General features: G+C 66.3%; 13 protein-coding genes. 3 read left to right on the plus strand and 10 right to left on the minus strand.

Annotated features, from left to right (window positions below):
- Positions 1–25: 25 nt before the first annotated feature.
- The 5 genes from LKE50_09210 to LKE50_09230 all read right to left on the minus strand — a co-directional run bounded on the left by LKE50_09210 (position 26) and on the right by LKE50_09230 (position 5,095).
- Positions 26–409 (minus strand): VanZ family protein, encoded by a 384-nt coding sequence (locus LKE50_09210; protein MCH3968766.1) that lies wholly within the window; start codon positions 407–409, stop codon positions 26–28.
- A gap of 113 nt (positions 410–522) precedes the next feature.
- Positions 523–1,965, minus strand: a complete 1,443-nt coding sequence (locus LKE50_09215; GenBank protein ID MCH3968767.1) for a hypothetical protein — start codon at positions 1,963–1,965, stop codon at positions 523–525.
- A gap of 394 nt (positions 1,966–2,359) precedes the next feature.
- Positions 2,360–3,199 (minus strand): HAD hydrolase family protein, encoded by an 840-nt coding sequence (locus LKE50_09220; protein ID MCH3968768.1) that lies wholly within the window; start codon positions 3,197–3,199, stop codon positions 2,360–2,362.
- 5 nt (positions 3,200–3,204) lie between these two features.
- Positions 3,205–4,716, minus strand: a complete 1,512-nt coding sequence (locus LKE50_09225) for a citrate synthase (GenBank protein ID MCH3968769.1) — start codon at positions 4,714–4,716, stop codon at positions 3,205–3,207.
- A gap of 85 nt (positions 4,717–4,801) precedes the next feature.
- A complete protein-coding gene (locus LKE50_09230) occupies positions 4,802–5,095 on the minus strand; it encodes an ACT domain-containing protein (protein MCH3968770.1) in 294 nt (97 codons plus the stop codon).
- 161 nt (positions 5,096–5,256) lie between these two features.
- Here LKE50_09230 and LKE50_09235 point away from each other — a divergent pair, with 161 nt between their 5' ends.
- The gene (locus LKE50_09235; protein ID MCH3968771.1) at positions 5,257–6,444 is read left to right on the plus strand and encodes an iron-containing alcohol dehydrogenase; all 1,188 of its coding nucleotides are present in this window, start codon (positions 5,257–5,259) and stop codon (positions 6,442–6,444) included.
- A gap of 122 nt (positions 6,445–6,566) precedes the next feature.
- On the opposite strand, the gene LKE50_09240 is transcribed toward LKE50_09235, so the two are convergent.
- On the minus strand, positions 6,567–7,049 hold the full coding sequence (locus LKE50_09240) for a CarD family transcriptional regulator (GenBank protein MCH3968772.1): 483 nt from the start codon (positions 7,047–7,049) through the stop codon (positions 6,567–6,569).
- A gap of 150 nt (positions 7,050–7,199) precedes the next feature.
- Positions 7,200–8,657 carry a VanZ family protein gene (locus LKE50_09245; GenBank protein MCH3968773.1) on the minus strand — a complete coding sequence of 486 codons (1,458 nt, stop codon included), beginning with the start codon at positions 8,655–8,657 and terminating at the stop codon, positions 7,200–7,202.
- 767 nt (positions 8,658–9,424) lie between these two features.
- On the opposite strand from LKE50_09245, the gene LKE50_09250 reads away from it, so the two are divergent.
- Positions 9,425–10,663, plus strand: a complete 1,239-nt coding sequence (locus tag LKE50_09250; GenBank protein ID MCH3968774.1) for a hypothetical protein — start codon at positions 9,425–9,427, stop codon at positions 10,661–10,663.
- Between the two features lie 99 nt (positions 10,664–10,762).
- Positions 10,763–11,518: a Fic family protein gene (locus LKE50_09255; protein ID MCH3968775.1), complete on the plus strand. Its 756-nt coding sequence runs from the start codon at positions 10,763–10,765 to the stop codon at positions 11,516–11,518.
- 241 nt (positions 11,519–11,759) lie between these two features.
- On the opposite strand, the gene LKE50_09260 is transcribed toward LKE50_09255, so the two are convergent.
- The 3 genes from LKE50_09260 to LKE50_09270 form a co-directional block, all read right to left on the minus strand.
- Positions 11,760–13,016: a hypothetical protein gene (locus LKE50_09260; GenBank protein ID MCH3968776.1), complete on the minus strand. Its 1,257-nt coding sequence runs from the start codon at positions 13,014–13,016 to the stop codon at positions 11,760–11,762.
- Positions 13,017–13,356: 340 nt separating this feature from the next.
- Positions 13,357–14,067 (minus strand): metallophosphoesterase, encoded by a 711-nt coding sequence (locus LKE50_09265; GenBank protein ID MCH3968777.1) that lies wholly within the window; start codon positions 14,065–14,067, stop codon positions 13,357–13,359.
- On the minus strand, positions 14,068–15,012 hold the full coding sequence (locus LKE50_09270) for a DegV family protein (protein ID MCH3968778.1): 945 nt from the start codon (positions 15,010–15,012) through the stop codon (positions 14,068–14,070).
- Positions 15,013–15,101: the final 89 nt, after the last annotated feature.

Below are 15,101 nucleotides of genomic sequence, written 5' to 3' on the forward strand. Positions count from 1 at the left end.
GCCCTGGACCCCACGAGGCCTAGCCTTAGCCTGCCGCCTGCGCCCTCCGCCGGGCCCTCAGGGCCCTCACGCCGCACGCGATGGCCACGCCGCAGCAGGCACCGCTGATGTCCAGGAGCACGTCGGCGACCTGGCCGGCCCTTCCCGCCACCGACAGCTGGATCGTCTCGTCGATGGAAGGCGTCCCCACCACGAGCACGGCGAGGCCCACGATGCTGCGCGGGCTCACGCGGCTCGGCCTGAGCGCGACCGTGCCGAGGATGCCCAGGACGAGGTACTCCGTGAAGTGCGCGGTCTTCCTCACGATGAAGTCCATGGTGGAGACGTCGGTCACGCCGAGGCCGGCGAACAGCCCCGACAGCACGCGCACGAAGGCGAGGCTCTCGGCATCCGAGTCCGGGCCGCTCACGAGCGAATGTCCCCATATGAAGCAGACCCACAGCACGACGAGGGCCACCCGCACGATGCGGATGGCCCTGGAGCGTGTGGGGTCCTTCTCGGTGGTGTCCGTGGTGCCCTCCCCTAGGCCTGCTGGGCGATTTCCTCGTCATCGAACCCAAGCTCGACGAGGGTCTCCTCGGAGAAGTGCGCGGGCACGTACCCAGGCCGGGCATGCCGCGGCATCATGCGCGTCGGGCGTCTGATCTCGGCGGCCGTGCCTCCCTCGATGACATGCAGGTACTCGCGTGCGTTGGCGCGGACGGCATGCGAGGAGTTGCGCGAGAACTCGTCGTCGATGAGGTAGTCCACGTAGGAGTCGGTGTCGGTCACGTCAGGCCTGCCCGCAGGCACCCTGAACGGGATGAACTGGGTCTCGGACTCGAGGTCGTCGGGCTCGTCGATGGCATTGGCCTCTGAGTCGTCGGTGAAGTCGATGACGTCCTCGGCAGAGGCGCCCTTCTGCGCCTGCTCGACCTTCTCGTCCAGGGCGGAGAGCGCCGACTCCCAGGCGTCCTCCTTGGCGTCGTTCCAGACGCGCTCCTCCGGGAAGACCGACTCGTCGATGTCGGAGAGGCGACTCTGGATGCCGGCGGCACGGTCGTGCGCGATGCGGGCGGCGCCGGCGATGTCGGGGTTCACCACGTCGGCGTGCTCGAAGGTCACGGGTGGCTGCGCGGGGGTGGCGGTCGTGCCGAGGAGGTCCTCGCCGGGCAGCGTCGAGGCCTCGACGCCGAGGCCGGGGATGAGCTCGGCGATCATGCCGGCACGCGACTCGGCACGCGAGAGGCCCGTCTTGGAGTCATGGTCGAGGGCATCGTCCCACCAGCTGGTCCCCACGTCACCCACGCTGCCGTCGGCACGCTCGATGACGGGCAGGCCGTCCATCTTGTCCTGCTCGATATGGCTCGACAGGACGTCTGCCACGCGCGTGGCGATGCTGGCACGCCGCGCGCGATGGCTCGACGCGTCGTCGCGGCTCGACGGCGAGTAGGGCATGTCAGCGGCCGGGACGGCTGCGGGACGCGAGGTCGAATAGGGTGTGCCGGCTGCTGGTGCGTATGCAGGCTGCGATGCCGAGGCAGGTGCGGGACGTGTCGCGGGAGCCTGTGCGGGCACCTGCGCCACGCGGATTGAGCCCGTGGCCTCCCAGTCGGCGGTGGACGCATGGCTCGGGGCGGACGACGTCCGGGCGACCCTCGCGTGGGCCGGACGAGGCGTGGCCTGCGCATGTGCGGCACGGCCGCCGGTGACGGGAAGGGCGTTCGTCGCGTCCTCGTCGGGCGACACGGCATGCTCGCCCGGGTGCTGGGCCTTGGCAGCCCTCCCGACCACGAACACCACGCCGGCCGACACGATCGCGCCGGCACCGCAGCCGATGGCGAAGGGGGCCACCGCTCCCATGACGTCCGAGACGACGCTCGTAGCGGGCTCGGTCGCGGCGTAGGCGACGGTCGGCCACGCAAGCGCGGCACCGGCACCAAGAAGACCTGCATATGTCGCGGGACGCCTAGGCGTATCGCTCATGTCTCGTTCCTCCTCCTACGCACGGCCGAAAGTCCGTACAAGCGGAACGTAGATGGCATACGACACGTCTGTTGTTTCCTGTGGGTGTCCCACGTGGAGAGGTGCCAACGGTCTGGTGTGTGTCATCTGCGTGTACCGTTGAAGCTGATAATCCCGAAGCGGCGATTACTTCTGTAGTCTACCCAAACCTGCAGGATATTCAAGTGGGAATCCGCAAACGTGCAGCATTCGGCTCTGCTGCGTCACGCTGCGATGGCCATGTCCCTTCGCGGCCGGTTCTTCTCGCCTGCGTTCGGCAGGAGCGAGCCCCCCCCTGCTCGGAGAGGGGCCGGCGGATCGCCGCAGGGAGGTGGCCCGACTTGCCCGAAGGTCTGCGCCGACCGGCACGCAGCACCTAGCCGAGAAGGGCCTCGAGGTAGCGGCCGACCCCTGCCTCGCCGCAGGGGTCGCAGACGTGGTCTGACGCGGCCATGGCCTCGGCCGTCGCGTTGCCCATGGCCACGCCGTCACCGGCGGCCTCGAGCATGGACACGTCGTTGGACGAGTCACCGAAGGCCACCGACTCGCCCACCGGGATGCCCAGGTGCCCGCAGAGCCACACGAGCGCAGAGCCCTTGGTGGCAGCGGCATCGGTGACCTCGATGTTGACGGGGCACGAGCTCACGCGCACCAGCGACGGGTCGGCGTCGACCACCTGCTCCACGAGCGCACGGTCGGCCGGGTCCCTCCAATAGATGGTCACGCGCTGCACGTCATGGGCCTGCTCCAGGATCTGGGGGACCGAGATGTCGACCGGGGTGCGCATGGCACGCAGGGCCGCCAGGAAGGCGGGGTCGAGGTCGAACAGGCCGAGCCGGTCGTAGCGCGAGCGCTCAGAGAAGACATGGTCGTCCGCGAACACGTCGAAGGTGATGTCGAGGTCCTTGACCCTCTCGTAGAGCGCGAGCGTGCGGGAGGCACCCAGCAGCTGCCTGTGGATGGTACGGACGGGGCGCGCTCCCCCAGCCGCGCGCTCGCCGAGCTCGTAGACGACAGCGCCCCCGCCGCCCACCACATGCCCCACCGAGGGGTGGTCGAGAAGCACCTGCGGCACGCCCACAAGGGGACGTCCCGTGCATGGGACGAACTCGAGGCCGCGCGCCGCCATGCGGTCGAGGGCCTCGAGGTTCCTCTTCGGTATGGACTTGTCCGGCGCGAGGAAGGTGTCGTCGAGGTCCGCGAAGGCGATGCGCATGGGCACTAGCCTTCCCCCTCGACGCCCGTCCCCGACTCGTCCGTCGGGCACGGCTGGTCGTTGGTGCAGACATGACCACGCTCCGCGAGCGGGACGTAGGTACGGCCCTCCATGACGGAGCGATACGCGGGCCGGATGATCCTGCTCGCGCCGTAGAGCTCCTCGAGGCGATGGGCCGTCCAGCCCGAGAGCCGCGCGATGGCGAAGATGGGCGTGAAGAGGTCCTGCGGGATGCCCAGCATGGAGTAGACGAACCCCGTGTAGAGGTCGATGTTGGCGCACATGGGCTTGGAGGTGCCGCGGACGTCGGACACGATGCCCGGGGCCAGGCGCTCGATGCCCTCGATGAGGTCGAGCCGGTCGTCCATGCCCTTCTCGCGGGCGAGCTTCCGGGCGTAGCGCTTGATGAGACGGGCGCGCGGGTCGCTCAGGGTGTAGACGGCATGCCCCATGCCATAGACGAGGCCCGTGTGGTCGAAGGCCTCGCCACGGGCGATCTGGTAGAGGTAGTCGGAGAGCTTGGTCTCGTCGGACCAGTCGCTGACGTGGTCCGCCACGTCGTCGATCATGGCGCCGACCTTGGCGTTGGCACCCCCGTGCTTGGGACCCTTGAGCGAGCCCATGGCGGCCGCGTAGGCCGAGTAGGCGTCGGTGCCCGAGCTCGAGAGCACGCGGCAGGCGAAGGTCGAGTTGTTGCCGCCGCCGTGCTCGGCGTGGAGCATCAGCATGACGTCGAGCATCATGGCCTCGTCGCGCGTGAAGCCGGCATCGCCGCGGAGCACGTCGAGGACCGTCTCGGCCATGGAGTAGCCGTCACAGACCGGGGGGATGCGCAGCTCGGTCTGGTTGTCGTCGGCGACCTTGGCGGCGTGGGCGATGGCGGCGATGCGGGGCAGACGCCCCAGGAGCGAGATCGCGACGTCGATCTCGTGCGTGGGCGAGGTGTCGTCGGGGGTCTCGTCGAAGGCGTAGAGCAGGAGCGTCGAGCGCGCGAGCACGTTCATGATCGAGCTCGAAGCCGTGGTGCGCGGGAAGAGGCCGAGGTAGCCCACGGGCAGCGCACGCCTCGCGTCGATGCGGGCGTTGTAGTCGTTCAGCTGCTCGGTGGTGGGAAGGCTGCCCGTCACCAGGAGGTACGAGACCTCCTCGTAGCCGAACCTGCCCTCCGACTGCGCCGCGTCCACGAGGTCGCGCAGCTTGTAGCCGCGCATGGTGAGCGTGCCCTCGTCGGGCAGGGTCTTGCCGTCGACCACCTTGTAGCCATGGACGTTCGAGATGGTGGTGAGTCCCACCAGGACGCCGGAGCCGTCGGCGTTCCTGAGGCCGCGCTTGACGTCGTACTCGGAGAAGAGCTCGGGCGGGACCTTCTCGACCTCGGCGGAATAGAGTCGCTCGGCCTCGGGAGGAATCCCCAGCGCCTTCGACGGCATGGGGCTCACGTCGAGGGCGTGGCCGAGTGCCGACGTGTCAATGGACTTGAGGACTGCGTCGAAGCGCCGCTTGCGGCTGATCGCCATGGAACCTCCTCCGGCTTGTCGATTCCCCCATACATACCCATCCGCCTGCCACCCAACCAGATGGGGAGGGGTGGGAGGAGATGCGCTAGAGGCGGTACATGAACTTGAAGACTTCCTCGCGCTGGAGCGTGATCTGGACCCCGAGCTCGCCCGATAGCGCTTCCGTGCCCGAGTGGAGGTCGGCGAAGCTGGCGTCGGCCGCCGAGAGGTCCACGAGCATGGTCATCGTGAAGGTACCTTGGAGGATGGTCTGCGAGATGTCGAGGATGTTGACGTCGTGCTCGGCGAGGAGCCCGCACACGGCAGCGACGATGCCCGGACGGTCACCTCCGAGGACGGTGATGATGGCACGGTCCTTGCTGGCATCGCTTGAAGCCATTGATCCTCCTGCGACGATCGCACCGCCGCACCTGGGCGGCATCATGGTGCGCGGACAATGTGGCAATGATAGCCTATTGATAAGAACAGCGGGTAAACGTGGCGCCGTTATACATCGAGACGAAACATCGGTGTGGATGGCGCATGTCAGGGGGGACGCGCATGGATACGTTCGAGTGGGTCGTGCCGACGCGGTTCGTGTTCGGGCGCGGGGTCGAGGACGGGGTCGGTGCCTGGGCGACGCGGACCGGGCACACCTCGGCGCTCCTCGTCTACGGCGGGCACCATGCCCAGGCGGAGGGCCTCGTCGCGCGCGTGCGCTCCTCCCTGGAGGGTGCGGGTCTCGCATGCTGCGAGCACGGCGGCGTCCGTCCCAACCCCGAGGTCGGCTCCGTGCGCGAGGCCGTGCGCCTGGCCCGCCTCCACCATGTCGACCTCGTGGTGGCGCTCGGGGGCGGCTCGGTCATCGACTGCTCGAAGGCCTGCGCCATGGGGGTCCTCCACGACGGCGACGTATGGGACCTCTTCGACAAGCCCCATCCCGCCGCGCCCACGGGTGCGCTCGACGTGGCCGCCATCCCGACCATCCCCGCCTCTGGCTCCGAGGCGAGCGACTCCTGCGTCATCTCGTGCGACGAGCGGGGCCTCAAGAGCTCCTGCCACGGGGACCTCATCCGTCCCAAGGTCGCCTTCCTCGACCCCGAGCTCACGCTCGAACTGCCGCCCTACCAGACGGCGGCAGGCATCACGGACATATGCGCCCACATCTTCGAGAGGTTCTTCTCGGCCACGGGAGAGGTCGCCACGACCGACGGCATCTCGCTGTCGCTGCTGAGGTCCGTGCGCGCGGCAGCCTTCCGCGTGATGCGAGACCCGCACGACTACGACGCGCGCGCCCAGGTCATGTGGGCAGGCACCCTCGCACACGACGGCCTGTGCTCGGCGGGGCGCGCGCAGGACTGGGCGAGCCACGGCCTGGAGCACGAGCTCTCGGCGATGAGGCCCGAGGTGACCCATGGCGCGGGACTGGCCGTGATCTTCCCCGCCTGGATGCGCTACTGCGCCAGCGAGCACCCGGAGCGCCTCTGCGAGCTGGGCCGCGAGGTCTTCGGGCTCGTGCCCACGGGCGACGCGGCCGCGGACGCAGCTTCGGCCATCGACGCCACGCAGGACTTCTTCTGCTCGCTTGGCATGCCACGCTACCTGGATGACCTCGGCTTCGTTCCCGACGACGTCGAGCGGTTCCTGCCCGGGCTCGCCATCAACAAGGGGACGGAGTTCGGCAGCTTCAGGCGGCTCGGCGCCGAGGACGCCCGCAGGATCTACCTCTCGGCGTTCAGGCCCTGCTAGCGGCTGGACCTCCGCCGGCGTCGACATTCGCGCAGCGCCCGAGGCCCGAAGGACATGAGAGGACCCCGCACGGCGGCGGGGTCCTCGGACCTTGCACTATGGGAGGGATGCGAGCGAAGCCCCTAGGCCTCTTCCTGCTCGAAGCGCTGCTCGACGTCCTCGGGGGTGACCTCGAGGGCCACGGCAAGCTCCGAGAGCGAGCGCTCGCGGGCCTCCTTGAGGATGCGCTCGTAGACCACGGGCGGCTTCTTGTTGTTTGCCTTGACCTCGTCGATGCGGTGACGGAACGTCTTCACGATGCGGACTGAGTCACGGCAGCTGCCACGCTTGATCTCTGACTTGAAGTGCTCCTCCTCGAGCGCGTTGGACTTGTCGCGGAACTCGTCCAGGCCCATGGAGGGGTAGTCCTCGATGAGGGCCGTGGCCTCCTCGGCAGAGAGGATGGGACGGAGGCGCTGCTCGTTCGAGACCGGGAAGCTGATGAGCATGGGATTGCGCCCGCGCACGGGCATGAGCTTGTAGACGGCCATGGGATCATCCTCGACCGCCTCGACCTTGCAGACGCCCTGACCGGGATGGACGATGTACTCACCAACTGAAAACATGCATGCTCCTCTCAGACGCGTGTGTAGATTGTAGCACGATTGGCTCGTTTTTCGCCCCTTCGCCGACTGGGGGGTTGCGAAATCCACACGTTGATGCATAGTGAGTAGTTTTGCTCATGCCCACGGGCAACCGAGAAGAACGACCCGCCCCTACCGCTTGGCGTAGGGGTCGTCCGCCGAGCGAGGCCCGAAGGCATCGTCCGCGGCAGGGGGAGCCGCCTGCGGAGGGGCCGCGACGGGCCCGCCTGAAGGACGCGAGGCCGCTGGCACGGCGGACGCTCCCCCATCCCCGACGTAGGGCGCGCGACGGCCACGGAGGCCATAGGGGTCGTCGTCGGCAGGCGCGACCGGCGCCTGGACCTGCTGCCGGGGCGCCTGGGACTGCGGCGTCTGGGACACCTGGGCCCGGGGCTCGGGCTCCTGGGACTGCCGCCCCTCCCGCAGCTCGTCGACCATCGCGCAGGACATGACGCACGTCCCCGAGAAGGTGCCGCAGAGCAGCTTGAAGGCATGCCCCGAGAGGCGCGCCGCCACGGCGCGCAGCAGGACCAGGCCCATCCACACCATCTGCAGGGCCCATGCGAGCGAGACGATGTCGTCGCCGCTCACGCCCTCGACGCCCGACGAGGGGGCCAGGGCGGTGACCCAGAGCGGCCCCATCAGCGCGAACCAGACGAGCAGCCCGTAGCGTCCCACGAGGCAGTACCAGGGCGCCCGCGACCCGTCCGTGCGCACCACGCGCATCCGCAGGAGCCGCTGCCCCAGCGTCTGGCCTCCTGTGACGGCAGGGACCAGCATGAACTCCACGCCCACGCAGGCAGCGAGCACCAGCAGGGACGAGACGTCCGACAGGCTGGGCATCTGCTCCACGGCCACGCCTGCACGCGTGTATGCCACGAGGGCCCAGACGCCCACGAGGATCCCCACCACCAGGAAGTCGAGGCAGAAGGCGAGGAGGCGACGCGTGAACGACGGCAGCATCCCACGCTCGGTCGCCCGCTCGTTGACCTCACGGATGTCCGGCAGCAGGTGGCACAGCGGCAGCGCCAGCTGGAAGCCCAGCAGCGCCCCCGTGGTGTTGCAGATGAGGTCGTCCACGTCGAAGAGGCGGTACGGGTGGTCGTAGATGCCGTAGAGGCCGCTGTACTGCGTGAGCTCGAAGAAGAGAGACACGGCGAAGCCCAGCGCGATGACCTGCCACCACCTGCGATGGAAGAGGTAGTGCGCGAACGCCCCCAGCGGCATCAGGAGGGCGACGTTGAAGAGGATCTGGTAGACGTACGAGGTCCTGAGTGCCGAGAGGAGCCCGCGCTTGGTCGTCCAGTCGACGTTCACGTAGGCAAGGACGTCATGCAGCTCCTTGAAGGGGACGAGCTGCGGGGTCGCGGCCGTCGCCACATAGGCGGTATGGTCGGCAGGCAGAGGCAGGATGATGAGGTAGTAGGCACAGATCGCATACAGGATGAACGAGAAGACCACGAAGGTCTTCCAGAGCGGGATCGACCCGTAGCGACGGTACTCGAAGACCATGTACGGCACGAGGCAGGCGAGCGCGATGGCAGGGAACGCCAGGAAGCCCGACTTGATGACGGCAAGGTACGAGGACAAGCAGACCCCCGGTTGACGTGGACGGCGAGACCTACGACGCGAGTCCCGGTGGCAGAGGCCACGCCTTGATTATACGACCGCTCCCCCATGCCCACCCGAACCCGACGGACGACCACCTGTCTGCCTGGGTTTTCAGCTCACCTGCGACCTTATGCTGGTTGCGTCATGGCCATTCGGCCACGCTTGTGCTTCAGATTACTTAAAACTGCTGTTAGTACCCTGTTTTTAGCGTTACTGGAAGATGGTGTCGCAGCAGCGAGAGGAGCCCTGATGAGAACCACTGTCACGGGAGGGGCCAAGACACCCCGAATGGCTCACGACCGTCTGCGCATCGCCGCGGCACTCGTCATGTCAGGCGCGCTCGTGCTCGCGCAGTGCCCCGCCATCGCCTACGCCGACGAGGGCGGTGGCAGCCAGGGCCAGGCGTCAGGCGGTGCCCCTCCCGACATGCCCTCCGGCCAGGGTGGCTCGGGTGGAGGCGCCAACACGATGGCGTTCGACTACTCGGGCACCTACTCGGGCGCCAAGACGGCCGACGGCCAGGACGTGTCCTCGTCCGACGAGGCCATCGATGCGACCACGGCCGGTCAGAACACGGCCCTTGCCCAGAACGGCGGGACGCTCGACCTCTCGGGCGACACGCTCACCAAGTCGGGCGACGACTCCGACAGCGACACCTGCAACTTCTATGGCGCCAACTCCATCGTCCTCGCCGTGGGCGACAAGAGCACAGGCCTACCTCACGGACTGCCAGCTCTCGGCCTCGAGTGCCGGGTCGAACGGGCTCTTCTCGACCGATCGGCGCCACCCTCTATTCACAGGGCGGCACGATCTCGACGACCGCGGACAACTCGCGCGGCCTCGACGCCACCTACGGGGGCAGCATCGTCGCCGACGACCTGGACGTCTCGACCCAGGGCGGCCACAGCGCCAGCGTGGCGACGGACCGCGGCGGCGGCGACGTCTCGCTCACGGACTCGACCATCTCGACCGCGGGCGACGGCAGCCCGCTGCTCTACTCCACCGGCGACATCGAGGTCTCGGGCGTCACCGGCACGGCCAGCGACAGCCAGATCTGCGCCATGGAGGGCCTCAACACCGTCCTGGTGAACGACTCCACCCTCGAGAGCACCCATGACGGCACGTCCGGCTCGGACCCCATGGCCGACGGCATCATCATCTACCAGTCGACCTCGGGTGACGCCGCCTCGACCACCGGCGAGGCCGCCACGTTCTGTGCCACCGGGTCCACGCTCAAGAGCGCCATCACGTCGGGCTCGATGTTCTACCTCACCAACACGACGGCGAACATCGTGCTCAAGGGCACCACGATCGACTTCGACTCCTCCGCGGCGAACCTCCTCACGGCCGAGGGCAACGACTCCAACAGCTGGGGAACGGCAGGCTCCAACGGTGCCACGGTGAACTTCACCGGCATCGGCGAGACGCTCGCGGGCACCATCTCGGCGGACACCATCTCGACGGCGAACGTCTACCTGCTCAAGGGAACCACCTGGACGGGCGCCACGAGCATCACGCAGAACGCCGCCGGCTCCGCCTCCAAGGCCCCGATCACGGTCAACGTCGACGGCAGCTCGACCTGGGTCGTCACGGCGGACTCGACCGTCTCCAACCTCAACGTGGCCTCGGGCGGCGCCATCGTGGACGAGGACGGCAACACCGTCTCCATCGTGGTCAACGGCGAGACCCTGGTGCAGGGCACGGGCTCGACCACGGTGACGGTCACCGGAAGCTACTCCGCCAGCGTCAGCACGGGCTCTGCCAACGAGGTCACCTCCTGCAGCATCGACCGCTCGGGCTTCGACGAGCACTACGGGACCTCGACGACCTTCGAGATGGGTTCGGGCACGGCCGCGACCACCCAGGCAGCCACGACCACCCAGACGCCCGCCACGGCTGCGACCACCACCTCCACCGAGGCTGGCACGGGCTCGTGGTGGGACGGCGTCGTGAGCTGGTTCCAGGGGCTGTTCGGCCTCTCGTAGGGAGGCTGCCCGCCCGTCCTTCTCGACTGGTCGATTGTGGCCCCACCGCCCCCGCCATAAGGGTACGATGGGGCCACACAACACACGAAAGGGGACGTCATGGAACTCGTTGAACTCTACCAGGGCATCTGCGAATGGTGGGGCGAGCTCGGCGAGGAGAAGCGCAATCGCGAGGTCAAGGGCTTCGCTCCCAACTTCGCCTACAACTCCGCCCGCATCGAGGACGAGGCCGTCGAGAAGGACACGGTGGCAGAGGTCTTCTCGTCAGAGTCCGTGACCGACTACTCCGGCAGGCTCTCCACGATCAACCTCATCCAGGACCAGCTCGACGCCCTCTCGCGCCTGCGCGGCGACGTCGACCGCGAGCGCGCCTTCGACGAGTCGCTCGTGCTCGAGGCCCACGCGTCACTCACCTGGGGCACCTACTCCCCCACGCAGCTCGCCGACGGCGAGCGTCCCGGCACCTACAAGCTCGGCGACTACCTCGTGCCGGGGGCGCCTGAGGTGGGAGCTGCCGCAGAGGACGTCCCCGGGCTCGTCTCCGACCTGTGCCATGAGGTCAACGACACCCTCCCCGACCTCACCCGCGGCAAGGCGCTCACGGTCGCGAGCTACTTCCACTGCTCGTTCGAGACGATCCATCCCTTCTCGGACGGCAACGGCCTCACGGGCCGCGAGCTCATGAACTACGTGCTGCTTGCCGGCGGACATCCGCCCGTGATCATCTACGAGGGCGACAAGGGTGCCTACTTCGAGGCCCTCGAGGCCTTCAACGCCCAGGGGGACCTGAAGCCGTTCAAGCGCTTCCTCATGGCCGAGGCCATCAAGACCTGGCGCGAGCGCGTGAAGGCATAGGCGTCACCGAGAAGGACGTTCGACGACGGAATGGCATCTACCATGAGCGACCCTGGTGGGCAAGCGCCTCCAGGGTCGCTTTTGACAGGCAACGTCGGCCGCGTCACGCATTGCCTGTCGATAGCGACCCGACTGCGTGGCTGGCGGCCCCTCCAGGGTCGTTTTTGACAGGCAACGTCGGCCGCATCACGTATTGCCTGTCGATAGCGACTCGACTGCGTGGCCCAGCCGCAACCAAGGCCTATTGCACTAAGTAGGCGAGCACATTGACGACAGAGCATGATGCCAGCGCACCCAAGGCTACAAGCACCGTAGATTTCTGATTTCGGGTCAACTCGTCCGAAGAGCGTCCGACCGCATAGAGTATGGCCATGATTATGGCGAAGTCCATGAAGATGAACGTTCTGCTGCTGGATGCAAACAGTGATGGAGAGAATCCCAAGCAGACTCTCGATCCCAAGCCTCCACCGAGTATCACGAGGTTGATGAATGAGTCCCAGGTCCATCCATAGATAATCAGTACACTGACGGCAAGTGCGACCACGACCAGTACTTGCAGACCCAGCGAGCCCATGCTCCTCTCCCCGATCTGTAGATTCTGACACATAAACGTTGAAACGGCGAGATAAGGCCAACTCACAGTCGCCGCGGACGTCATCCAACTGGAAATGACCTCGGCACCAAGGGGAACAAGCGAGATAAGCCGCGCAACGGGCGATTGGGTCTTTCGAAAGACAAGTATGACTACCATCACGCAAAGAATGAGAAACAAGATATTGCCCTCATAGACATATCGGTTCATCGTACTGGCGAATCCCAGGTACAGTTTATGAAGTGTAGAGAACGAAGAAAACTCAGGAAGCCAATAGGCTGTGTTTGCGGCCGTACGAGCTGCGTTTCCGGGACAGGTCAGCGCCACCACGCACTCCAACATTGCTATCCCTGTCTCACAGGCGACGAGTGCCGATGCCCTATGTCTGCGGACCGTCTCGAGGAATACGATTAGTCCACCCACAGCCATTATCGCCCCAAGCTGCTCCTCGTTCGATGCGAACAAGGTCGCGATGATACAGAGAGAGGATTTCCAGAGTGAGGTCTTATGGCCCAGCAGGGCATCCCTGTAAGACACAAAGACGTAAAGCCCACACGAGAGCGTCCACGTATAAGGAATAGTCGTAGGTATCCAGCCTGCAGTATCCATGTCGACATAGGAGTAACAAAGGATAAGGATTACAATGACCCATGAGATATAGCTCTTGTGACTTGCGTTGAACAGACTCGAGAGGGAGGTATAGATGAACACAGCAACCATTATGTCGAGCATGGCCCAAAGCAGCGGGACATGCACCAATGTCACGGTAAAAAGTTCGATAATGCTGCGCGACGTCCAAGTCGAGAAACGCATAGCGGTAAATTCTATGATGTTCTGATTGTCCAAGAACCCAAGGAAGTCACCAGAATCACCCGTCGTAGTATTCATCATGAGGTGAAGTACCACCGACACTCCGACCAGTAAACACAGGGGTGCCGACACATGGGACCTGCTTACTAGGGAAGACTTTGCTATATGGTTTGGCAACTGATAGCACACCTTTCATATGATGTATGAATCCCAGAAAGGCAAAACCGCATGAGCCATGGTTCCTGTAAAACTCATTGTCGTGGGACCCCATAACGGGCATTAAACAGGAATGATATCATCACGTCCAGCATATTGTCATGTCAACCGAGGCGGCCCATAGGCCCCTCGACGGCCACGAGACATGAAGAGGAGCACCTGCACGTGGCAACGTCGGCCGCGTCACGTATTGCCTGTCGATAGCGACCCGCGGCAGGACCTACCGCACGGCCTCCACGCCGCCCAGGGGCACGACGTCCCAGAACAGGGCTCGATGGTCGGGCGGGATCACGGCATCGAGGTGGTGGTGGCCGAAGTACCACTGCCGATACTGCAGGCGATGCTCGAGGCCGTCGAACCAGTCCGTGAGCGCGTCCGGTCCCTGCCAGACCGGGCCCTCGGGATAGATCGCGCCGAGCACCCTCGTGGCACAGCAGTGGGTGATGACGTAGTCCACCGTCCAGGCATGCTCGGCGAGGCTCGCCGTGGCAAGGTCGTACTCCTCCTCGCTCGGCAGCTCGCCCGGCCACCAGCTCTGCCCCTCGACGCGGTACTGTCGGTCGATGGAGGTGGCACCACCCATCACGAAGACCGAGCTCCCGCAGATGTCATAGACCTGGCCGCGCTCGAGGTGGAGGACGCTCGGTGAGAGCACGTGCACCGGGGCGCCATGCCAGAGGCGCTCGGGAAGCTCGGCGATGGCAGGGTGGTTCTCGTGGTTGCCGTCGACGAAGAGCGTGGTCCAGGGGCGAGCCTCGAGCCACTCGCGCCAGTAGAGCTCCTCCGGGGTGAAGTCCCACACCAGGCCGAAGTCACCGGCGATGATGAGGTAGTCGTCCTTGGTGAGGGTGCGCCCCAGCGGGAACTCCTCCGAGCCGAGCCTGTGGATGTCGACGCCCCCGTGGAGGTCACCTGTGACGAAGGCGGCCACCTAGTTGCTTCGGACCGTGGCCGCGATCTTGTCGGACACCGAGGCGCCCTCGCGGCGGTCGGGTCCCCAGAAGCAGCACGAGACCATGCCGGCGCCCACGTGGCAGCCGATGGTGGGACCGATGTTGGTCTGGAGGAACATCGTGGACTCGTCGTAGTGCTTGATGAGGTCGATGAGACGCTCGGCGTCGTGCGGGCAGTCGGCGTTGCCGATGGCCGCGATGGCCGAGAACATGTCGGTGTTGTGGGTCTTCTCGTAGAACTCGGCCATGCGGCGCAGGCCCTTCTTGCGGCCGCGCGCGAGGCCCGCCATGGCGAGCTTGCCGTCGAGGTCAAAGGTGAGCAGCGGCTTCACGTCGAGCTTGGCGCCGACCACGGCCACGCCCGCAGGGATGCGCCCACCGCGGCGCAGGGCCGAGAGGTCCTCGACCATGAACATGGTGTGCACGTAGTAGCGGGCCTCCTCGGCCCACGCGACCATCTCCTGGGCGGTGAGGCCCTTGTCGCGCTGGCGCAGCGCCTCGGCGATGACGAGGCCCTGGGGGGTGGAGCCGATCCTGAGGTCGACCACGTGGATGTCCACGTCACCGCCACGCTCCTCGCGCACACGGTCGAGCGCCGTGCATGCCCCCTCGTAGCAGCCCGAGATGCCGCTCGAGAAGGCCAGGTAGACCGTGGGGACGCCGGAGTCGGCGGCAGTGTTGAAGGCCTCCTCGAACTCGAGCTGGGAGGGCTGGCTCGTCATGGGAGTGGCACCGTGGCGCACGGCCTCATAGAACTCGTGGGCGCTCTTGGCCTCGAACATGTCGTCCGTGCCGTGGAGCCCGCCGTCCTCCTTGCCCTCCTCGGTGTACGAGAAGTTGAGGACGGTGAGGTCGTTCTCCTTGCAGTAGTCCTCGCCGAGCTCGCAGCACGAGTCGACGATGAGGTTGCACTTGGAAGCCATGAGGTGCCTTTCTCGAGGTCGGACGACTGTCAGGGCAGCGGATGGCCTTCCGGCGCCCGGCGGGTCCTTTGCGGCCCATTGTAGGCGAG

The sequence above is a fragment of the Atopobiaceae bacterium genome (assembly GCA_022483015.1).
Lineage (GTDB): Bacteria > Actinomycetota > Coriobacteriia > Coriobacteriales > Atopobiaceae > JALCUE01.